This window comes from Sodalis ligni, from assembly GCF_016865525.2.
Classification (GTDB): domain Bacteria; phylum Pseudomonadota; class Gammaproteobacteria; order Enterobacterales; family Enterobacteriaceae; genus Acerihabitans; species Acerihabitans ligni.
The window spans coordinates 500,906-522,911 of sequence record NZ_CP075169.1 but is presented as its reverse complement, the minus strand read 5'-3'; the positions used below and the strand labels follow the sequence as shown (position 1 = coordinate 522,911).

Genomic DNA, 22,006 nt, shown 5'->3' with positions numbered 1-22,006 from the left:
CAATCTTAGCGCGCCTGGGACGCCGGTGCAGCATTCAGATCATGGATGCGCCACAAAACCCACGGCCTCGTAGACTTTGTCCAGCGTTTCACGGGCACGGGCACGGGCTTTGGCCGCGCCGTCGCGCATAATCCGGTTAAGCAGTTCTTCGTCCGCCCGGAAGTCGTGATAACGGCGCTGCAATTCAATCAACATGCCGGAAACGGCATCCGCCACGCTGCCCTTGAGATGGCCGTACATTTTTCCGGCGAACTCCTGTTCCAGCTCGGCGATAGGTTTGCCCGTCACGCCGGACAGGATATCCAGCAAATTGGACACGCCGGGCTTATTGGCTATATCGTAACGCACCACCGGCGGCTCGTCGGAGTCGGTCATGGCGCGTTTGAGCTTTTTCACCACCGACTTGGGATCTTCCAACAGGGTAATGACGTTGTTGCGATTCTCGTCGGACTTGGACATTTTTTTCGTCGGTTCCAGCAGCGACATGACCCGGGCGCCGGATTTGGGAATAAAGGGTTCCGGAACGGTAAAAATATCGCCGTAGATAGTATTGAAGCGCTGGGCGATATCCCGGCTTAGTTCAAGGTGCTGCTTTTGATCTTCCCCCACCGGCACCTGGTTGGTCTGGTAAAGCAGGATATCCGCCGCCATCAGTACCGGATAGGCGAACAGGCCGGCGTTGATGTTTTCAGCATAACGGGCCGACTTGTCCTTGAACTGGGTCATGCGGCTCAGTTCGCCGAAGTAGGTATAGCAGTTCAGCAGCCAGCCCAGTTGGGTATGCTCCGGCACATGGGACTGCACGAAGATGGTGCTTTTTTGGGGATCGATGCCGCACGCCAGGTACAGGGCCAGCACGTCCAGCGTGGCCTTTCTCAGCTTGAGGGGATCCTGGCGAACGGTAATGGCATGAAGGTCAACAATACAATATATGCAATCGTAATCGTCTTGCAGGTTAACCCACTGACGCAGCGCACCCATATAGTTACCTATGGTCAATTCACCCGACGGCTGCGCGCCGCTGAATACTATGGGCTTACTCATTATATGTTTCCTGATTATGTAAAGTTGGCAACCCGAGGACGGGCAGAAGATCGGCAAAATGATCCAGCAGATAGTCCGGGTGACTGTCAGCGATGGATTCGCCGTAGTTATAGCCGTAGGTCATGCCGACACAGGGACAGCCCGCCGCTTTGGCCGCCATGATATCGTTGCGTGAATCCCCCACGAACAGCAGTTCGTTCACATATAATCCCAGCTTGCCCAGCACCAGATAGAGCGGCGCGGGATGGGGTTTTTTCGCCGCCACGTCATCCGCGCCGATAAGCAGGGAGAAATAACGGTCAATCTCCAGCGAGGCCAGCAGAGGCGCGACGAAGGGCGTGGGTTTATTGGTCACCACCGCCATGGGGAATCCCTGCTCCGCCAGGCGTGCCAGGGTGGCCTTCACCTGCGGGAAAAGCCGGCTGCCCTGCTCCACCGTCTGGGCGTAAAATTGGTCGAACAGCAGGCGGGTCTGGCGGCACAGCGTGATTTCCGGTTCTGCGCCCGCCCACTTCAGCGCCCGCTCCACCAGGATGTCGGCGCCATTGCCAATCCAGGTGGAGACCCGCGCCTGCCCCGCCGCGGGCAACCCCTGGGCCTGCAACGCCCCATCGAGCGCGCTGCTCAATCCCGGCGCGGTATCCGTCAGCGTACCGTCCAGGTCAAATGCCAAGGCGCGTATCCGCGTCACATCAGCCATGTTTGATCCCGTTTAATTCGCGGCGCATGGCCTCAATGATTTCCTGATAATCCGAATGGCCGAAAATCGCCGATCCGGCGACAAACATATCCGCCCCGGCCGCGGCGATGGCGCCGATATTATCCACTTTGACGCCGCCGTCCACCTCGAGACGGATATCCCGCCCGCTGTCGTCAATCAGCCGGCGGACCTGGCGCAGCTTATCCAGCGTGCCGGGAATAAAGGATTGTCCGCCAAAACCGGGATTCACCGACATCAGCAAAATGACATCCAGCTGATCCATGACATAGTCGAGATAACTCAGGGGCGTCGCCGGGTTGAATACCAGGCCGGCTTTGCAGCCGTGAGATTTTATCAACTGCAGGGAGCGGTGGACATGCTCCGATCCTTCGGGATGGAAAGTAATGTAACTGGCGCCCGCGTCGGCGAAATCCGGAATGATCCTGTCCACCGGCTTGACCATCAGATGCACATCGATAGGGGCGGTAATGCCGAAATCCCGCAGGGCTTTGAGAACCATCGGGCCCATGGTGAGATTGGGAACATAATGATTGTCCATCACATCAAAATGCACCACGTCGGCCCCAGCCGCCAATACCCGGGCGGTATCCTCACCCAGGCGGGCAAAATCCGCCGACAGGATGGATGGGGCGATCAAGAATTTTTTCATCCGCTTCTCCAATCAGTTAGGGTCGGACGCAGGCGTTCCTTGCTGGTCCGCATAATGATACAGCGCCAGCAGTTCATTCACTTTGGTACGACCCAGGATATTCCGGCTGATGGTACGACGCCCTTTCACCACGTGGAGTACCGCGTCGCAGTACCACTCACGGGTCAACAACGTATCGTGGTTGGAAATCAGCACCGGCACCCGGACTTCGCTGGCGAGTTGATGAGCTATCCGCGCCAGGTTTTGCTGCTCGATATTGTTGAAACTGTTGGTATGGTAAGCCGTAAAGTTGGCCGTCGTCGATAGCGGCACGTACGGAGGATCACAATACACCACCGAGCCCCACTCGGCTTTCATCAGCGTTTTCTGGTAATGCTCGCAGACGAAAACCGCACTTTGCGCCTTTTCGGCAAACCAGTTTAATTCGATTGCCGGAAAATAGGGCTTCTTGTACCGCCCGAACGGAACGTTGAACTCGCCGCTCAGATTATAACGGCACAGGCCGTTGTAACAATGCCGATTAAGATAAAGAAATAGCACCGCGCGCCGATAAGCATCAGTACAGAGGTTAAACTCGCTGCGCATCGAATAATAGATTTGCGGGGTATTGGCCTCGGCATAAAATAGTTGGCGAGCATCACCGATGAATTCATCGGTGCGCTCTTTTACAATGTTGTACAGGTTGATGAGATCGCTATTGATATCAGCAAGAATATATTTCTCATAATCGGTGTTCAGAAACACCGAACCTGCGCCGACAAAAGGCTCTATAAGGCAATCGCCCGCCGGTAAATGGCGGCGGATATCTTCTATTAGCGGATATTTACCGCCAGCCCATTTTAAAAACGCGCGGTTCTTCTTCATGCCGTCGATTGATACTCATACACTCTTCAGAGCCGCGGATTGTACTCTGTTTATGACAGCACATCAGTGCTAAATTCAAGAACTATTTGTTCTGATCCTGTTTGACCTGGCCTATTTGCCTGGCCCAGGGTTTATTAGCCTGTACATCAGCCGGTAATTGCGCAACCGCGCTCTTGGCCTGCGACGAAGTCGGATAAACGCCGCTTACCAATACATACCAGGGTTTTCCTTCGCGGCGGGTCTCATAGACCCAGTACTGGCCCAACTGCTGCTTGTGGGCATAGGCGTTCAGAGTCGCCGCCTGCGAAGCGCTGCTAAGCTGCAGGGTGTAGAAACCGGCGGGAGCGGTCTGGATGGCACCGGATGACGCATGGGCGGGCGTAGCCGGAGCCAGGGCGCCGGCGGATACGGGCGCGGATACGGGCGCGGCGGCGGCTGTATTCCTGCCGGCAACCGCTGCGCGGGTATTCCTGCCGGCGGGCGCAGCAGGCGTATTCCTGACGGTTGCGGGGTTATGCTGCTGGCCGACGGCGGCCATGGGAGCCGGGGCCACTGCATGTCCATTGGCGCCTACCGTGGCATGGGGCCTGGCCGCCTTGTGGACCGGTGGTACGGAGGTATTGACCGCGCCGGATTTATGAGCCGGCTCCTTGCCCGCCGGCGCCACCGTGGCCGGTGCGGTGGGCAGGGTCGAGGCGGAACCCTCGTTATTCATCTGTTCGGTCATGCCGTTAACCTGATTGCCTTGCTGCGACAGCGCGTCCGCCATATTGCCGGGCAAATCGATGCGGTGCTGCGGCGCGGCGCCGACAACCGGCGGTGCCTGGGTCGGCGTTGAGGCAATGGGGGGCGCGTTCAGGGTTTGCGGCTGCGAAGAAGCGCCGTTAACGCCGTTGGCCTGGGGCTGTGAAGCAGTACCGTTAACGCCGTTGGCCTGGGATGGCGCGGAGAGCCCGCCGTTGGCGCTGCCGGGACTATTGGCATCCGGATTGGCGGAATTGGCCGCCGGCGCGGTTCCATTGACCGGCGCGGAGGAGGAACCGGCGGAACCGGACAGATCGATATTCTTTTCACCCGTCGTCGGGTTTTGCTGGCCGGCATCCGGCTGGGTCGGCGATTTCAACGCCGAGCCGACGCCGATAACCACCAGCAGCAATACCAGGATACCGATGCCAATCATCATATGCTGTCTGGACATCGCGACTTTAGGAACCGAGGGGCCTTTCCGTTGACGTGGGGGACGGCGATCACTGCTGTCAGGTCTCAGTTCGTCTTCCGACTTGAACTCATCCATTTACAACTCTCCAACTGAGAGATTATTCCACCGGGCGCAAAGGCCCGGCGGAGGGTTAAAGCGATTAAACCAGCTTAATCTTCCCTCCCCCATAGGGGACCGGGGCAAGAAGGCTGATTCAGGTGCGGCAATCGGCGATTGACGCCAATACGATATCATCGGGCACGCCGGCACGCACTTCAGCCTTGCCAAGGCCCTGGGGCAATATCAACCGCAGTTTGCCGGAAACAACTTTTTTGTCACGCATCATATGCGGCAGGTACTCTTCCGGCGCCATGCCTTCCGGCCCGGACACCGGCAATCCGGCGCGCGCCAGCAATCCGGTAACCCGCAGCAGGTCGTCGGCGGAGAATTGCCCCAGCCGCCGGGCGGCATGCGCCGCCATCACCATGCCCGCCGCCACCGCTTCGCCATGCAGCCAATTACCGTAGCCCATATGGGTTTCAATGGCGTGGCCGTAGGTGTGGCCCAGATTGAGTAAAGCCCGCAGGCCGGTTTCACGTTCGTCGGCGGCGACCACCTCCGCTTTCAGTTCGCAGCAGCGGCGGATGCAATAAGACAGCGCATCGGGATCGAGAGCAAGCAGGCTGTCCATATGCTCTTCAAGCCAGACAAAAAAAGCATAGTCCAAAATGATGCCGTATTTGATCACTTCCGCCAGGCCCGAGGATAATTCCCGCGGCGGCAGGGACTTCAGGCAATCCAAATCGATGATCACCGAGGCCGGCTGATAAAAGGCGCCTATCATGTTTTTGCCGAGGGGGTGATTAACCGCGGTCTTCCCTCCCACTGACGAGTCAACCTGAGCAAGCAGCGTGGTGGGTACCTGGATAAACCGGACGCCGCGCTGATAGCTGGCGGCGGCAAAGCCGGCCATATCGCCGATAACGCCGCCGCCCAAGGCAATGAGCGTGGTGTCGCGACCGTGCGGCTTTTCCAGCAAGGCGGTGAATATCCGCTCCAGGACGGCTAACGTTTTGTACTGTTCGCCATCGGGCAATATCACCTGATCGACGATGATTCCGGCGTGTTCGAGAATCGCCCGGACAGGATTAAGATAAAGCGGCGCCAACGTTTCGTTGGTCACCACCATGACTTGAGCGCCGCTTTTCAGCGGTAGGAAAGAAGCCGGGTCACTGAATAACCCGGCTGCTATCGTAATCGGGTAGCTACGCTCCCCTAATGTTACAGTAATCCTCTCCATGGGGTGCTTAATGACCTTTTCGGCATCTCGTTACACACTAGATCAGTTGCTTTCCAACATATTGATGATTTGGTTGGCAACAACCTTAGCACTTTGCTCGTCGGTACGAATGGTGACATCCGCAATTTCTTCATACAAAGGATTGCGTTCCCTGGCCAGCGCTTCCAGTACTTCGCGCGGCGGGGCTTCAACCTGCAGCAAGGGGCGTTTCTTATCGCGCTGGGTTCTCGCCAGCTGTTTTTCAATAGTGGTTTCAAGATAAACGACCACACCACGGGCAGAAAGGCGGTTACGTGTCTCACGCGATTTTACTGATCCACCGCCTGTAGCCAATACGATCCCTTGTTTTTCAGTAAGTTCGTTAATGACTTTTTCTTCACGATCGCGAAAGCCATCTTCGCCTTCCACGTCGAATACCCAGCCTACATCAGCCCCGGTGCGTCGCTCAATCTCTTGATCAGAATCGAAAAACTCCATATTAAGTTGTTGGGCCAACTGACGCCCAATAGTGCTTTTGCCGGCACCCATAGGCCCAACCAAAAAGATATTGCTTTTCTCTGCCATTTTTTTCGTTATTACTAATTTTATTCGTTAATGACAACCCGCCCCGCCAATCAAATTAGCGGCGGGACCTAAAATGAAAACTCATGAGCGATAGTGCGAGAATCAGACGAAAAATTATCTCAACACTCGGGGTAGTTTGGCAACCGATTAAATCGATGCTCACACCGCAAGGAAGAATTCCGATATCGCTATCGAAATTACAGGTGACGCAAAAACAGCGATGCTCAATGGGTTACCCTTGTAAGCGAAATCTGTCACAGCGTCAAATTGATCGCGAAAAAAACGCATAATTTGTTGCTAAGGCCCCGATTTTGCCCAAATTGAGATAATCAAGTTTACCCTGATATTCGCGTGGGCGTTATAAAAATAACCAGTTCACGCTGTTTATAGTGTCCCTGTTGGCGTTTAAACAGATGTCCCAGCCAGGGGATGTCCGCCAGCAGCGGAATTTTATCCTTGGTTTCGTGTTTTTGGCGCTGGAAAATGCCGCCCAAAACAATGGTTTCCCCATCGGCAATGGTCACTTGGGTTTTAATTTCCTCCATGTCGATGGAAACACCCTCATTGCCACCTTGCTTGAGCATTTGTCCGGGTACGTTTTGACTGAGGCGCAAATCGAGAGTGACCTTGCCGTTGCGCAGTATTTTCGGCGTCACTTCCATTTTCAGCACCGCCTCTTTGAACTGAATGGACGAGCCTTTGCTTTTGCTCTTTTTCATCTGATAGGGCAGTTCCGTGCCTTGCTTGATGCTGGCGGTGCGCTGATGGGCGGTATACAGCCGCGGGCTGGCCAGGATATCCACCTTGTTTTCCTGTTCCAGGGCGGTCAGTTCCAGTTCCAGCAAACGACCGCTCAGGCGCGCCAGACGGAACCCCATGCTGGCATAATGCTCCCCCAGGGGCAGACTCACCCCCATGTTCGCCGTTCGCCGCCCCATATCGGCGGAATGTTGCCAGTCGACGCCGATATTGCGTAAATTATCGCGGCTGATGGTCACGATATGGGCGGTAATCATGACCTGCTCCAGCGGCAAATCCCAGATCTTTATCCAGTCGGTCACGTTGGCCAGCGCCTCGTCGGTATCCCGCAACACCAATGAATTGGTACGTTTATCCAGCACCAGGGTACCGCGAGGCGACATAAGGCTTTTGCGCAATGTCCCGATATTTTTCGCCACTTCGGCGGCATCCGCGTGCTGCAGCGTCACCAGCCGGTTGGATAACGGCTGTTCACTTTCCCGCCGGCGCTGCGCTTCGGCCTGCTGCTCCTGGCGGGCGGCAAGCTGCTCCGCGGGATAAACCAGCAACACATTTCCCCGACGCTCCAGGTGAAGGCGGCCGGAACCGACGATCAGGTCCACCGCCTGCTGCCAGGGCACGCCATGCAGATTGAGGCTGATATTGCCCTTGATACCCGGCGCTACCACCAGGTTGAGCCGCTGATGCTCAGCCAGGGCCCGCAATACCTGCTGAATGGGGGCGTCGTCGAACACCAGCGTCACCGGCTTGCCTTTTCCGGCGGAAGATTCAGCGGGCGATTCCGCGGCGCAAAGCCCGATAGGCAACAATAAAAACAGCAATCCTGCAATTGACCGGCGTCCTTTCACGGTATTTCATCCTTGTTAAAATCATGCTTGTTAAAATCAGCGGCGAAAGGGGGAATGGCCGGCCCCTCCGCCTCGCGCTTATGCCAGCGGCCTTGCTTATCGGTAGTCCAAAGATGCCAGCATTCGTTATCCCCCACCCATCCTTTTACCGGCGCGCCGTCGGTCCGTCCTGCCCGGATGTCCGGTTCCGGGGCAAAGGGATTGCGTTCAGCGCTTGCCCGCTCCGCCGAAACCGGCGCGGCGCCTGGCGGCAATGGCAGGATGCTTAACCAGATGAATAGCGCCCCCCGCCGACGGCTATTTTCCATGGTCCGTCCCCGGCGCCGGTTCCGCCAGCTCAAACTCAATATCCAGGACGCCCCCGCGTGCCGCCACCGCAAAAGAGGCCAGAGATAAACCGCCCGACAGCTCGGCCAAACGTTTTAACATCAGGCGCAGCCCCGGATAATCCGTGGTCGCCGCCACGGTCCAGCGGCGGCGACAGTCGTGCCCGGCGGGGGATAGCGGGGCGGCCCGCCAGGTTAATTTCCCGCCAACGCCGGGATCGATGGATCTGATAAAGACAGCCGGTTTCCGGCGCGCCGTTTCGCAAGCGGCCAAATCGCGCTGGATTGATGAAATGCGCGTTTCAAGCCGCGTCTGCGCCGGCCATTCGGCCATGGCGCGCCGGTGCTGCAGCAGCGCGTGTTCAAGCTGCCGGATATCCCGGCGCGTATCTTCCAGAGCGCTGTGACCGGGACGGAGCAGCAGCAACGCGCCGAGGGCGATAATCGCCGCCGACGCGGCCAGCGCCGACGTCAAACCCCGCCAGGACAGGTCCCCCCCGCGCCACGGCCAGTGTTCAGCGGGGCGCATCTTTTATCGCCTCCCCCGGCCAGGAGGCTTGCAGCTGAAATCGCAGCAGGCCGTTCTCCAAACGGGCAATTTCACGCCAATGCGCCGTTTCCAGCGGGGGATGATGCCTTAAGCGGCTATCAGTTTCGGCGATGGCGGCATAACTCCGGCTACAGCCCTCGGCCAGCAACCGCCCCTCCCGCAAGCGCAGCGAGGTCAACCACAATCCCGGCGGCAACAGCGCCGGCAAATGTTGAAAAACGCTGATATTGCTGGTTAACGAGCCGGTTCCGCCGGCAACGGTCCAGGGTATCCTGCAGCCGTGCGCATTGGTCCATCCGCTGTTGGTGCTCATGCCGCTGCCGCCGGGCCTGTTCTTGCTGCCGCAGCAGCAGCGCCTGGCGCGCCGACAGCACCGGCTGCTCTTCCCGCCAGCGCAGGGCCAACCCGCCGGTGATACAGAGAGCCAGCAGCAGTTCAGCCGCCAGCACGGCCCCCGCCGCCCTTGCCCTGCGGCGGCGGCGTTGCTGCCGCCACGGCAGCAGATTCACCTGGTACATCAGGCATCCTCCGGGCGCAGCGCCAGGCCTCCGGCGATAAGAAAGGCCTGCGGCCGGGGCGGAACGGGAGGAAATATCTGCCAGAAGGTGTCGAAAGGCGGCCAGGCAAGAGCATTCTTCGGCGCGTCCGCGCCTGCGATGCTGCTAAAATACGCGCCCGGGCAAACCGCGCCCCTCTCGCCGGACGGCGGCGGGCCGATTATCCGGCGCAAGGCCTCGAAGTCTAAGGCGTCCTCCCGGCGGACGAAGCCGAATTCAAGAGGACGGGACAAAGGGGATATCCAGCACCAGCCGTCGTCCAGCCCGTGAATCAGCATGGCGTTCCGCTCCAGTTCGGCATGGCGGGCCATACAACGCAGGGCACACGGCATGAAATCCATGATCTGCGGATCAAGACCGGCGGCGGACAGGCAAGATTGCCATTGCGCTACGGCAGTTTGCCGGGCGGCGGTGACCAGCAGGGTATGCGGCACCAGGGGATCGTCCTGGTAATCAAACAGCAGCGGGCCGCCGTCCTCCGGGAAATGGCGTTTGGCATGGGAGCCGACATACCATTCCCGTTCCGGTTCACGCAGCCTCCGGTCCGGCGCTTTGATCCGCCGCTGCGAAAACAGATGAGCCGGCAAACAAACTCGTAACGAAATGCTACCGGGCAACTGTTTGCGCCACTCGGCCAGCAGCCGACCGACGCCGTCGCAAGGGGTTTCCTCCTTCTCATTTAACGACGCCGCCGGCAAAGCGCGCTGCCACCAATGTCTAAGCTGCCAACCCCCTCGCCGGCGTTGCACCGCCAGGGCCCGTACCGCGCCGTTTCCAATCTCCAATCCGACCTGCCAAAGACGGAATGCCATGTTTTGCCGCTCCCTATCATCCGTAATGAAAAGTACGTATCCAACGTGCAGGCTTACCTTTATACTAGCGCGCGGTTGTTTATAAACTGCCCAAACGACATGAAATGGGAAATCTCAGGTGAAGTTCGTAAAATATTTATTAATTTTTGCAGTGTGTTGCATCTTGTTGGGAGCCGCGTTGATATTCGGCATGTACAAATACATTGAGCCGCAGCTGCCTGATGTCGCCACTCTGAAAGATGTACGTTTGCAAATCCCGATGCAGGTCTATAGCGCGGACGGCGAATTGATTGCCCAGTTCGGCGAAAAGCGCCGGATTCCCTTGCGGCTTGATCAAATACCCCCTGACCTGGTGCATGCTTTTGTCGCCACCGAAGACAGCCGCTTTTATGAACACCATGGCGTAGATCCGGTGGGCATCATGCGCGCCGCCTCCATTGCGCTCATGTCCGGCCATGCCACGCAAGGGGCCAGCACCATCACCCAGCAGCTGGCGCGCAACTTCTTTTTGAGTCCTGAAAGGACATTAATCCGCAAGATCAAGGAAGCCTTTCTCGCCATTCGCATCGAGCAGTTGCTGACGAAAGACGAAATCATCGAGTTGTACCTGAATAAAATCTATCTCGGCTACCGCGCCTATGGCGTCGGCGCCGCCGCCCAGGTCTACTTTGGTAAAGATGTGGGCCAGCTCAGCCTGGCTGAAATGGCGGTGATTGCCGGCTTGCCCAAAGCCCCCTCCACGTTCAACCCGCTGTTCTCCCACGATCGCGCGCTGTCGCGGCGCAATTTCGTTTTGTCCCGCATGCTGGACGAGAACTACATCACCCGAGAACAGTTCGAGCAGGCCCGCAATACGCCGCTGGTGGCCAACTACCATGCCCCGCAGATGAGTTTCTCGGCGCCTTACGTCGCTGAAATGGTCCGGCAGGACATGCTCAAGCGCTACGGGGATAATGCCTACACCGACGGCTACAAGGTCTACACCACCATCACCAAAAAGCTTCAGCTGGCGGCGCAGGACTCGGTGCGGAACAACGTCATTGATTACGATATGCGCCACGGCTACCGGGGCCCGAGCAATGTTTTATGGAAAATCGGCGAAACGCCCTGGGATCAAAAACGCATCACCGGCAGCCTGAAATTGCTGCCGGTTTACGGCCCGCTGCTGCCGGCGGTGATCACCCAGGCTGACGCCGGACAGGCCGCCGCCATGATGTCGGACGGCACCAGCGTGCAGTTAACCATGACCGGCATGCACTGGGCGCGCCCGTTCAGAACCGACCGGCTGCAGGGCGCGGTGCCGAAGAAAGTCACCGATGTGGTGCAACCCGGCCAGCAGATCTGGGTACGCAAGGTGGATAACGATTGGTGGCTGGCGCAGGTACCGGACGTCAACTCGGCGCTGGTGTCCCTGGACCCTTCCACCGGAGCGGTAAAAGCGCTGGTGGGCGGTTTCGACTTCAACCAGAGCAAATTCAACCGGGCAACCCAGGCGCTGCGGCAGGTTGGGTCCAATATCAAACCCTTCCTGTATACCGCCGCCCTGGACAAGGGCCTGACCCTGGCCACCATCTTGAACGACGCGCCCATTTCCCGCTGGGATGCGGGCGCCGGCGCCGACTGGCGGCCGAAGAACTCCCCCCCCACCTATGACGGTCCGATTCGGCTGCGCCAGGGCCTGGGGCAGTCTAAAAACGTCGTTATGGTGCGCGCCATGCGCGCCATGGGCGTGGACTATGCCGCCGAGTACCTGCAGCGCTTCGGTTTCCCGCCCCAGAACATCGTACATACCGAATCGCTGGCGCTGGGTTCCGCCTCGTTTACCCCTTTGCAAATGGTGCGCGGCTACGCGGTGCTGTCCAACGGCGGCTACCTGGTAGATCCCTACCTCACCGCCAAAATCGAAGGCGAGTCGGGTAACGTGCTGTTCGAAGCCAAACCGAAAACCGTCTGCGATACCTGCAACCTGCCGGTGATATATGGCGATACCAATAAATCAGCGGTTTTGTCCGATGACGACATGGAAAATGTCGCCGTATCCCATCAGCCCGGTAATAACGATGCCGTCCCCATGCCGCGGCTGGAAACCGTTTCTCCCGCACAGGCCGCAGCGGACGGCGAGCAGCAATATGCCCCCCATGTTATCAGTACCCCGCTGGCCTTCCTGATCCATGACGCCCTTAACAGCAATATCTTCGGTGAACCGGGCTGGCAGGGAACCGGCTGGCGCGCCGGGCGCGATTTGAAACGCCATGATATCGGCGGGAAAACCGGTACCACCAACAGTTCAAAGGACGCCTGGTTCTCCGGCTACGGTCCGCAGACGGTAACCACGGTATGGATAGGTTTCGACGATCACCGTCGCGACCTGGGCCGGAGCCCCTCAGGCGGCGAAGGCGGTGCGCAAAGCGCCCAGCCGGCCTGGGATGATTTTATGAAAGTGGCGCTGGACGGCATACCGGAGCAGAAAATCACGCCGCCGCCGGGCATCGTCACCGTCAGCATCGACAAGAGCAGCGGCAAATTATCCGATGGGGGCGGCAACAGCCGCGAAGAGTATTTCATCGACGGCACGCAGCCAAAAGATAAAGTCGTGCATGAAGTGGGCACCACCCTAATGGATAACGGCGAATCCCACGAACTGTTCTGACGGCGGGCCAGGCCCGCGATCGCCGATCGTGCATCGAACCTGTTAAAGGGAGACCGCGCCAATGGGGTCGAAGCAGGCGTGGTTTTCCCGCCTGCCCGAGCGCCCCATGGCACGGTAAGCCCGCTATCACTAAGGCTTAAACCGTGCCCGGCCGGCGGGTGAACGCGCCGAAGGCCGGCCGTTTTATTTCTGGTTCTGGAGGAGCCACGCATGGGCCAAAAACAGCGCGCTCACATTGCGCGCCTCGCGAAAATCCGGCTCGTTCAGCAGATCCATCATGGCGGCGATGGGCCAGCGCACCTGCGGTAAAGGTTCGGGTTCGTCGCCCTGGCGCCGCTGCGGGTAAAGATCCCGCGCCACCAGAATATTCATCCGGCTGGAAAAATAGGAGGGCGCCATGGTCAGTTTGGTCAGGATATCCATCCGGCCGGCGCCGAAACCCACCTCCTCCATCAGCTCCCGATTGGCCGCGGTGAGAATATCCTCCCCAGGATCAATCAGTCCCTTGGGAAAACCCAGCTCGTAGTCTTCTATCGCCACGGCATATTCGCGAATCAGCACAATATGTGAGTCGATCACCGGCACGATCATGACCGCCTCGCGATCCGAAGGCTGCATCCTTTCATAAATCCTTCTCGCCCCGTTGCTGAACTCGAGATCAACGGATTCAACATTAAACACCCGGGATTGCGCGACAGTTTCGACTTTATGTATTTTTGGTTTTTGCAGATGCTTATCCATAGTTATCCCGGAGTCGACGACATACATGGCATAGCATAACCGCCTGAACGGCGAAACAACAGATGCAGACGATGAAGGTCGTTTCCCATGCCGGATGTTGACGGTGTTAACGTTAGCCGGTTTTAAGGCTTGATCGCATTGTGCATTAATGAGAACCTTCGCCGCAACCGTCAATAGCGGTTCCGCTCATTTTCCCGCCAGTGGCCGGAAGAATCAGCAACTCATTGTTATCTAGTAGCAAGCGAAAAGAATTATTGAGATTAAAATAGGAAAATACCGATATGTCAGGTAAGAATGGATTGTTAACCTGTACTAAGTATTGATACTCGTCCTGTTTCGTTCCTGCGCGGTTTATCAATCAAGGGATCGAATGTTTCGTTGTCGAAGGTGGATGCTCGCGAAACGGCGCCAGCTTGATACGTATCATATTCTCGATGTGTCGCAAATTTTTCGTGTATCGATGGGGATGGCATGAGCACAATAGCATTTGTATTGTCCGTACTGTTTGCCTGTGCGATCGCGGTTCTTGCTTACCGGCTTTATCGCAAACGACATCTCTCCGCCGCAAACAAGCGTTTGCCATTTCTGCAACCGATCCCACGCAAGCTGACCGCGGAAGAACGCGCGGCCATTGAACACTATTTCAAGCTTAATGAGCATCTGCAAAGCTCGCCGCTGGCGCCCGCCTCGACGGCGGAATCACTGGCACTGACCCCGCAAAGCGAGAACATCTATGCGGCTACCCACGCCATTACCCGCTATGGCCTGGTCACCGACGCGCCTTACACGTGGCGATATTATCTCGACAGCACGGAAATCCACCTGCCCCCGCTATGGGAACAATTCATCGCCGAAGAGAATCACGTCGAACTGATTAGAACAGCCGGCATCCCGCTGGTCATTGCCCTCAATGGGCATTCGCTGGTGGACTATGTCTACGCGCCGCAAACCGTCAATCCGCCGCAGACGGTACCGAACTCCTCCATGCGCGAGCAGGAGAACGAACAGGTCGAATTGCTGAATATCCGCAAGGAGACGCCGCAGGAGCACGCGGTCAACCGTCCCTCGGGGATACGGGAGGCCGCCATGGTCAGCGCGGCGCTGCTGCTGCTGTTCATGAGTTTGCTGGCGCCCGTGGTGGCCGTGCCCTGGCTGGTGGCGGTCGCCGGTCTGTTGATTCTCTGCGGCGGCTGGATGCTGTTCCGGCCGCCGTCGCAGCGCACCCGGCTCGACATCCATTGTCTGCGGGGCACGCCCAAACGCTGGGGCCTATTCGGCGAATCCGACCACAACCGCCTTGCGACCGTTTCGCTGGGCATTATCGATTTGACTTACCCACCCCACTGGCTGCCTTTTATCGACCATGATTTGGGTAAAAAAACCGAGGTGGATATCTACATCAATCGCCAGGTGGTACGTCAGGGCCGGTTTCTTTCACTGCATGACGAAATGGTGAATTTCCCGGTTCAGCGCTGGGGTAAGAACCTGGTATTGTTTTGCAGCTCTATGCTTGTCCTGTGCCTGTTGCTGGCCTATGTTCCGCTCTCGCTGCCGCTGACGCTGAGCACGGCTTGGCTGAAGGGGGCGCAGAATATCCAGGCGACAGAAGCCAAAACCCTCGAAGCGGCGCCTTTGCGTATCGGCGATACGTTGAAGGTGCAGGGGACCGGCATGTGTTTTGTGGATACTACGCTTACCACCGCGCCGAAAAATCCCTTCCTGCCCTTCGACTGTTCCAGTATTTACTGGAATAACGCCGTTCCCCTGCCCACCCCTGAATCGGACACCGTAGACAAGGCGGTGGCGCTGCTTAATACCGTCGATACCCAGCTGCATCCGGAATTGAATTCCGATCCGAAAATAAATCCGGTGCTGGCGAACGCGATTCAAAAATCCGGCATGATCCTACTGGACGACTTTGCCAATATCGTATTGAAGACGCAGGATTTGTGCGGCGACGATGCCGCCTGCGCCCGGCTTAAAACCGCTCTGGTCAATCTGGCCAACGCCCGGGACTGGCCGTCGGTGGTTAAGCGCGCCCGCAGCGGGACGCTGAAGGGAGTGAATGTGTTATTGCGGCCGGTCAGCGCCGAGACCCTTGAAAACCTGGTCAACGCCGCCACGGGGTCGTTCTTCGCCAGTGAAACCCGACTGGCCACCAACGCCCTTAACAGTCCTCCCCCGGGCGGGGTCCTGATCAGCAGCGACGAGGGCAAGCTGCTGGTGGATCACCCCTTGCCGGTCAATTCGTTATATGATTATACCGGCGTGGCCCAATGGCGGGAATTGCAGCGTCTCTCGTCCATGCTGTTGCACACACCCTTCAGCGCGCAGGGGGTGATTACCAATATCAGCGTCGATGTCAACGGCACCCGGCACATAGCCCTGCACAGCGAACCGGATGTCATTGCCGTTTGGCGTTACCTGGGCACCACCTTGTTGTTATTGCTGGTCATTATCAGCGCGCTGGTGAATGTCTGCCTGGCAGCGCGGCGCCTGCTGAAAAGCCGCCATCGCGACCAGGATATCCAGCGGTATTATGAAAGCTGCTTTAATCCCGATTTGCCCAATGTGCCGCTGAAGACGCTGCCTTAGCCCATCGCGTCGCGGTGCGACAAAAAAATATGCTACCCTAATGGACAGGTCCGCCCCGGCGCAGGCCGGCGCGGGCATCCCTGTTTTACGTATCGCCGCCCACCATTCCGGGAGCATGCATGCCACCTGCTATCCATTGGCATCAGATTGATAATGTTATCCATGCTATGGACGGCACTTTGCCGGACCGGCACCTTGATTTATTACTTTCCACCCATACGTTTGGTTATCCCCAAGTAGTGATGCGGAGGCATGATGAAAAGTAAGGGCACTCAGGAACAGGGTCAGGATGAAAGTATCCGGCTCGATAAATGGCTATGGGCGGCCCGGTTTTATAAAACCCGCGCTATCGCCCGCGAGATGGTGGAAGGCGGCAAGGTTCACTACAACGGGCAACGGACCAAACCCAGTAAAATCATGGAAAGCGGCGCCCAAATCACGCTTCGCCAGGGTGACGATGAACGGACGGTGATTGCGCTTACGCTGACGCTGCAACGCCGGTCAGCCAGTGAAGCGCAACTGCTCTATAGCGAAACCCAGGCGAGCGTGGCGAAACGGGAAAAACTGGCCGCGGCGCGCAAGATAAACGCACAGAATGTGACCCATCCGGACCGGCGTCCGGACAAAAAAGAGCGTCGCAACCTGATTAAATTTAAATATGGTGAGCCTGGGGAGTAAACCGGCCACCTCCGGTAAAAGAGACGATTATGGCCATTCAAGACCAGCTGCACCGTTATTTGTTTGAGAATTATGCCGTTCGGGGTGAACTGGTTTCATTGCATGATACCTACCGGCAAGTCCTCGGTCAGCACGATTACCCGCCATGCGTGAAAAACCTGCTCGGGGAAATGCTGGTGGCCACCAGCCTGCTCACCGCCACGCTGAAGTTCAAGGGTGAAATCACCGTACAGTTACAGGGAGACGGCCCGTTGCGTCTGGCGGTTATCAACGGCGACCATGAGCAGCATATGCGCGGCGTAGCGCGTATCAACGGCGCCATCGACGATAACAGCACCCTGCATGAAATGGTGGGCAACGGTTATCTGGTCATTACGCTGACGCCGGACGAAGGTGAGCGCTATCAGGGCGTGGTGGGGCTGGAAGGAGAACGCCTCGCCGACTGCCTGGAGAGCTATTTTTTGCAATCCGAACAGCTCCTGACCCGGCTGTTTATCCGCACCGGCATCCATAACGGCGAAGTGGCCGCCGCCGGCATGCTGCTGCAGGTGCTGCCGGCGCAAAACGCCAGCGAGGAAGATTTTGACCATCTGGCGCAGCTGACCGCCACCGTCAAGGGGGAAGAGTTGTTTAACCTTCCGGCGGACGAACTGTTATACCGGCTTTATCATCAGGAAGAAGTCACGCTGTATCCGGCGCAGGAAGTGAGCTTCCGCTGCACCTGTTCGCGCCAGCGATGTGCTGACGCGCTGCTGACGCTGCCGGAACACGACCTGCAAGAGATGCTTGTCCAGGATGGAAAAATAGATATGCATTGCGATTTCTGCGGCAGTCTTTACCGCTTTGACGCAGACGATATCAAAACGCTTAAGCAAGACCACAGCGGCTCTGACGTGCAATTGCACTGAAAAGGTGATTTCTGTCATGCGGAAATCCAGGCAGGATAACCTGCTGATATTACCCCAAGCTGAAGCAAAATTTATGCGTCAGCACACAAATCAGTGTAAAGACTGCTGACTTAGGTCATTTCATGACCCACCTCTCAGTGATGGAATGATTAAACCTTACAATCGCAGTAGGCATTAATCGAAAGCTAAGGAGTCGTCAGATGGCAAGTTATGGTATCAGTGCGCATGACCTTGTCGGCTATGGCATCACCGACTGCAGTGAGTTGATTTATAACCCGGGCTTTGCGCAATTATTCCAGGAAGAGACAGATCCTTCCCTGGAGGGTTTCGAGCGTGGCATCGTGACCCAGTCCGGAGCAGTAGCAGTGGATACCGGCATTTTTACCGGGCGTTCGCCGAAAGACAAGTATTTGGTACGCGATGACGTTACCCGCGATACGGTCTGGTGGTCAGATCAGGGTAAAGGCAATAACGACAATCACCCGCTAAGTCAGGAAACCTGGAGCGAACTTAAACAGCTCGTGGCGAAACAGCTATCCGGCAAACGTCTGTTTGTTGTGGATACGTTTTGCGGCGCCAATGACAATACCCGGTTGAAGGTTCGGTTTATTACCGAAGTGGCCTGGCAGGCGCATTTTGTCAAAAACATGTTTATCCGCCCGACGAAAGAAGAATTAGTCGGTTTCACACCGGATTTCGTGGTGATGAACGGCGCTAAATGCACCAATCCGGATTGGCAAAAACAGGGGATGCATTCGGAAAACTTCGTCGCATTCAATCTCACCGAACGGATGCAGTTGATCGGCGGCACCTGGTACGGCGGCGAAATGAAAAAGGGTATGTTCTCCATGATGAACTACCTCCTGCCGCTGCAAGGCATTGCTTCCATGCACTGCTCCGCCAACGTCGGCGCCGATGATGATGTCGCGGTATTCTTCGGCCTGTCCGGCACCGGCAAAACCACCCTTTCCACCGATCCGAACCGCCGTCTCATCGGCGACGACGAACATGGCTGGGATGACGACGGGGTCTTCAATTTTGAAGGCGGCTGCTACGCCAAGACCATTCATCTTTCCGAAGAAGCCGAACCGGAAATCTATCATGCCATCCGGCGCGACGCCCTGCTGGAAAACGTGGTGGTCCGCGCCGACGGCACCGTGGATTATGATGACGGCAGCAAAACCGAAAATACCCGGGTTTCCTATCCCATCTACCACATTGAAAATATCGTTAAACCCGTTTCCAAAGCCGGCCATGCATCCAAAAGTGATTTTCCTCACCGCCGATGCCTTCGGGGTGCTGCCGCCGGTTTCCAGGCTGACCGTGGAACAGGCGCAATATCATTTCCTGTCGGGATTTACCGCTAAACTGGCCGGTACGGAACGGGGAATCACGGCGCCTACGCCGACGTTTTCCGCCTGCTTCGGCGCGGCATTCTTATCCCTGCATCCTACAAAATACGCCGAAGTCCTGGCAAAACGCATGAACGCCGTAGGTGCCAAGGCTTATTTGGTGAACACCGGCTGGAACGGTACCGGTAAACGTATTTCCATCAAAGCGACCCGGACTATCATCAACGCCATATTAAGCGGCGATATCGACGATGAAGAAACCATTACATTGCCGATATTCAACCTTGCCGTGCCGATGAAGCTGGAAGGGGTAGACAGCAATATCCTCGATCCTCGCAAGACCTATGAGGATCCCAAGGCATGGCAGGAAAAAGCCGAGGATCTGGCCCGCCGCTTTACCACCAATTTTGAAAAATATACCGACACCACGGCAGGACAGGCATTGGTAAAAGCCGGGCCGGCGCTTTAAAGGCGCATGTGCCGGTAATCGTGGAATAATGCCCGCAAGTCGTTGTTCCGCAGGATTATCGACACAGGGAGCGGCTTTCAAGGATGAGAGCCCCCCGGCAGGTTGATGATGGACTAATACCCTGTAGCAATCCGCCCTTTACCCCCGAAAGGCAGTCTCTCGGTGGTAAAGGGCTTTTTTATGCGCCGCCGAATTTCAGCAGGGCATCAGCATGGCGAGGGTTTCGCGACTGCCAGCTCACCCCGGACTTGGCGGCGGTGCCCGCTGGAATGTTCAGCTCATCTTCAGCATGGCGGTGCCCGCGGCATGATCCGTGGCATTCACCGGCAGCGGCAGATAAGCGCGTATCCGTAATCCGCCCCGCTCGCTGCTGCCAATCTCCAGCGTGCCGGTATGGGCGTCGACAATGCGCTGTACTATCGCCAGGCCCAGCCCGGTACCGCTGGTGCTACGGGCGCTGTCGCCGCGCACAAAGGGCTGGAACAGGTACTTCAGTTGGGAAGGTTCGATACCCGGACCGTCGTCCTCCACTTCGAACCAGACCCGCAGAGCCTCTTTGCCGCTGTTCACCTTGATCCAGCCGTTACCGTAGCGGGCGGCGTTGACCACCATGTTGACCGCCGCCCGTTTGATGGATAACGGATTCACATTCACCATCAGCTCGCCGTCAAACAGGCTGGTTTCGATAATTCGTTCGTAACCGCTTTCGGCGGCCACCACTTCCGTCAGGATAGCGTTGAGATCGGCCATTTCGGTCTGCATCTCCTGCCCGGTGCGCAGATAGTCGATAAACTGCTCGATAATGGCATTGCACTCTTCGATATCTTTATTGATGGATTCCGCCAGATAGCCGTCTTCGGCGCTCATCATCTCGGTGGCCAGCCGGATACGCGTCAGCGGCGTTCGCAAATCATGGCTGACGCCGGCCATTAACAGCGTACGATCGTCCGCCAGCATTTTCACGCCGGAGGTCATTTGATTAAAGGCCCGGGTGACCGAGCGCACCTCCGAGGCGCCATATTCGCGCAGCGGCGGCGGGATAAGCCCCTTTCCCACCTGTAGCGCGGCATGTTCCAAATCCACCAGCGGCCGGTTTTGCATCCGGATAAACAGCCAGGCTCCCCCTATGGCCAGGAGCATAATGGCCAGGGTGTAGCGGAACAGGGGTGAAAAATCCCCCTGGTGAATTTCCGTTAAGGGAATGCGTACCCAAATATCCGGCGACAGCCAGGTCTTCAGCCATACCACCGGCGAATTTTTTGTCACCTCCACCCGCACATCGGTGGGCCCGCCAAGTTGCTGGGCCATCTGCTGGCTCAGGAACTCATAATGTTGCGCCCACCGCAGCCCGCTCTCTTCCGCCGCTGCCTTGGTATAAAGGGAAATACCCAGCTCACGATAGATTTCTCGCCGAAACGCCGGGGGAACCTCCAGCAGCGTACCGTCCTCCAACTGCAGACGGTCGGTCATCAACATCCTGACTTCATAGGCCAGGACCTTATTGAATTGCTGCAAACTGGGCAGAATGGCGAAGTTCAATACCACAAGGTAGGTCGTCACCAGGCTGACGAACAGCAAGGTAACGATTAATAGCAAACTGCGGGCAAACGAACTGCGCGGAGAGAAGCGCCATCGCCTCATGCTTTACTGCCGTCCGGCACGAATACGTAGCCCAAACCCCATACGGTCTGGATATAACGCGGGTGGGCGGGATCTTCCTCAACCATGCGGCGCAGGCGGGAAATCTGTACGTCGATGGACCTTTCCATGGCGCTGTATTCGCGGCCGCGGGCAAGATTCATCAGTTTGTCGCGGGATAACGGCTCGCGGGGGTGGCTTACCAGGGCCTTCAGTACCGCGAATTCCCCGCTGGTGAGGGGCATGGGTTCGTCCTCGCGAAACATTTCGCGGGTGCCGAGATTGAGTTTGAATTTGCCGAAAGCGATAATCGCCTCTTCCTGGGAAGGCGCGCCCGGTAATTCATTGGCCTGCCGCCGCAGGACCGCGCGGATGCGGGCCAGCAATTCACGTGGATTGAACGGCTTGGGTATGTAGTCGTCGGCGCCGATTTCCAAACCGACAATCCTGTCCACTTCTTCGCCTTTTGCCGTGACCATGATGATGGGCATCGGGTTGCTTTGACTGCGCAGGCGCCGGCAGATGGATAGACCGTCTTCACCCGGCAGCATCAGATCGAGCACCATCAGGTGGAACGACTCGCGGGTCAGCAAACGATCCATTTGCTCGGCGTTGGCGACGCTGCGTACCTGAAAACCCTGTTCGGTCAAATACCGCTCCAGTAATGCCCGTAAACGCATATCATCGTCCACGACCAGAATTTTGTAATTCTCTTGCATTGTTTCTCTCCCAAAGGCGATACACCCGTAAGCGTATTGTTCAGAAACCTGTAAGACACGGACA

20 protein-coding genes and 1 pseudogene are annotated in these 22,006 nt (G+C 57.3%); 5 read left to right on the top strand and 16 right to left on the bottom strand.

Features of this window, described 5'->3' with window-relative positions; genetic code table 11:
• Positions 1-39: 39 nt before the first annotated feature.
• From trpS to pilM, 13 genes are all read right to left on the bottom strand, one after another.
• Positions 40-1,044: a tryptophan--tRNA ligase gene (gene trpS / locus GTU79_RS02295; protein ID WP_132923707.1), complete on the bottom strand. Its 1,005-nt coding sequence runs from the start codon at positions 1,042-1,044 to the stop codon at positions 40-42.
• Positions 1,037-1,744 (bottom strand): phosphoglycolate phosphatase, encoded by a 708-nt coding sequence (locus tag GTU79_RS02290; protein WP_132923708.1) that lies wholly within the window; start codon positions 1,742-1,744, stop codon positions 1,037-1,039. The genes trpS and GTU79_RS02290 overlap by 8 nt, the downstream gene beginning before the upstream one ends.
• A complete protein-coding gene (rpe, locus tag GTU79_RS02285; RefSeq protein ID WP_132923709.1) occupies positions 1,737-2,414 on the bottom strand; it encodes a ribulose-phosphate 3-epimerase in 678 nt (225 codons plus the stop codon). Before rpe ends, GTU79_RS02290 begins: the two co-directional genes overlap by 8 nt.
• 12 nt (positions 2,415-2,426) lie before the next feature.
• Positions 2,427-3,278: an adenine-specific DNA-methyltransferase gene (gene dam, locus GTU79_RS02280; RefSeq protein WP_214513676.1), complete on the bottom strand. Its 852-nt coding sequence runs from the start codon at positions 3,276-3,278 to the stop codon at positions 2,427-2,429.
• Between the two features lie 82 nt (positions 3,279-3,360).
• Entirely contained in the window at positions 3,361-4,572 is a 1,212-nt protein-coding gene (locus tag GTU79_RS02275; protein WP_203522973.1) for an SPOR domain-containing protein, read from the bottom strand.
• A gap of 118 nt (positions 4,573-4,690) precedes the next feature.
• Complete coding sequence (gene aroB, locus GTU79_RS02270) at positions 4,691-5,776, bottom strand: 3-dehydroquinate synthase (protein ID WP_203522974.1); 1,086 nt, start codon at positions 5,774-5,776, stop codon at positions 4,691-4,693.
• Positions 5,777-5,818: 42 nt separating this feature from the next.
• On the bottom strand, positions 5,819-6,340 hold the full coding sequence (gene aroK / locus GTU79_RS02265; RefSeq protein WP_214513675.1) for a shikimate kinase AroK: 522 nt from the start codon (positions 6,338-6,340) through the stop codon (positions 5,819-5,821).
• Between the two features lie 335 nt (positions 6,341-6,675).
• A complete protein-coding gene (gene hofQ / locus GTU79_RS02260) occupies positions 6,676-7,947 on the bottom strand; it encodes a DNA uptake porin HofQ (protein ID WP_203522975.1) in 1,272 nt (423 codons plus the stop codon).
• Complete coding sequence (locus GTU79_RS02255) at positions 7,944-8,255, bottom strand: hypothetical protein (protein WP_203522976.1); 312 nt, start codon at positions 8,253-8,255, stop codon at positions 7,944-7,946. The genes hofQ and GTU79_RS02255 overlap by 4 nt, the downstream gene beginning before the upstream one ends.
• Positions 8,245-8,802 carry a hypothetical protein gene (locus GTU79_RS02250; RefSeq protein ID WP_203522977.1) on the bottom strand — a complete coding sequence of 186 codons (558 nt, stop codon included), beginning with the start codon at positions 8,800-8,802 and terminating at the stop codon, positions 8,245-8,247. The genes GTU79_RS02255 and GTU79_RS02250 overlap by 11 nt, the downstream gene beginning before the upstream one ends.
• Positions 8,789-8,986: a hypothetical protein gene (locus GTU79_RS02245; RefSeq protein WP_253073618.1), complete on the bottom strand. Its 198-nt coding sequence runs from the start codon at positions 8,984-8,986 to the stop codon at positions 8,789-8,791. The genes GTU79_RS02250 and GTU79_RS02245 overlap by 14 nt, the downstream gene beginning before the upstream one ends.
• Positions 8,952-9,341: a hypothetical protein gene (locus GTU79_RS02240; RefSeq protein ID WP_214513673.1), complete on the bottom strand. Its 390-nt coding sequence runs from the start codon at positions 9,339-9,341 to the stop codon at positions 8,952-8,954. Before GTU79_RS02240 ends, GTU79_RS02245 begins: the two co-directional genes overlap by 35 nt.
• Complete coding sequence (gene pilM / locus GTU79_RS02235) at positions 9,341-10,192, bottom strand: pilus assembly protein PilM (protein WP_203522979.1); 852 nt, start codon at positions 10,190-10,192, stop codon at positions 9,341-9,343. The genes GTU79_RS02240 and pilM overlap by 1 nt, the downstream gene beginning before the upstream one ends.
• Positions 10,193-10,310: 118 nt before the next feature.
• On the opposite strand from pilM, the gene mrcA reads away from it, so the two are divergent.
• Positions 10,311-12,842, top strand: coding sequence for a peptidoglycan glycosyltransferase/peptidoglycan DD-transpeptidase MrcA (gene mrcA / locus GTU79_RS02230; protein ID WP_203522980.1), 2,532 nt, complete (start codon positions 10,311-10,313; stop codon positions 12,840-12,842).
• 183 nt (positions 12,843-13,025) lie between these two features.
• On the opposite strand, the gene nudE is transcribed toward mrcA, so the two are convergent.
• Positions 13,026-13,583, bottom strand: coding sequence for an ADP compounds hydrolase NudE (nudE, locus tag GTU79_RS02225; protein WP_214513672.1), 558 nt, complete (start codon positions 13,581-13,583; stop codon positions 13,026-13,028).
• 471 nt (positions 13,584-14,054) lie between these two features.
• On the opposite strand from nudE, the gene GTU79_RS02220 reads away from it, so the two are divergent.
• From GTU79_RS02220 to pckA, 4 genes and pseudogenes are all read left to right on the top strand, one after another.
• Complete coding sequence (locus GTU79_RS02220; RefSeq protein ID WP_203522981.1) at positions 14,055-16,178, top strand: IgaA/UmoB family intracellular growth attenuator; 2,124 nt, start codon at positions 14,055-14,057, stop codon at positions 16,176-16,178.
• 255 nt (positions 16,179-16,433) lie between these two features.
• Positions 16,434-16,856, top strand: a complete 423-nt coding sequence (gene hslR / locus GTU79_RS02215) for a ribosome-associated heat shock protein Hsp15 (RefSeq protein ID WP_203523177.1) — start codon at positions 16,434-16,436, stop codon at positions 16,854-16,856.
• Between the two features lie 29 nt (positions 16,857-16,885).
• Complete coding sequence (gene hslO / locus GTU79_RS02210) at positions 16,886-17,764, top strand: Hsp33 family molecular chaperone HslO (RefSeq protein ID WP_203522982.1); 879 nt, start codon at positions 16,886-16,888, stop codon at positions 17,762-17,764.
• A 200-nt stretch (positions 17,765-17,964) separates the two neighbouring features.
• Positions 17,965-19,585 (top strand): annotated as a pseudogene (gene pckA, locus GTU79_RS02205) (phosphoenolpyruvate carboxykinase (ATP)).
• Positions 19,586-19,858: 273 nt separating this feature from the next.
• Here the strand turns inward: pckA and envZ are convergent.
• Positions 19,859-21,226: a two-component system sensor histidine kinase EnvZ gene (gene envZ, locus GTU79_RS02200; protein ID WP_132923723.1), complete on the bottom strand. Its 1,368-nt coding sequence runs from the start codon at positions 21,224-21,226 to the stop codon at positions 19,859-19,861.
• Entirely contained in the window at positions 21,223-21,942 is a 720-nt protein-coding gene (gene ompR / locus GTU79_RS02195; protein WP_003853014.1) for an osmolarity response regulator transcription factor OmpR, read from the bottom strand. The genes envZ and ompR overlap by 4 nt, the downstream gene beginning before the upstream one ends.
• Positions 21,943-22,006 lie beyond the last annotated feature (64 nt).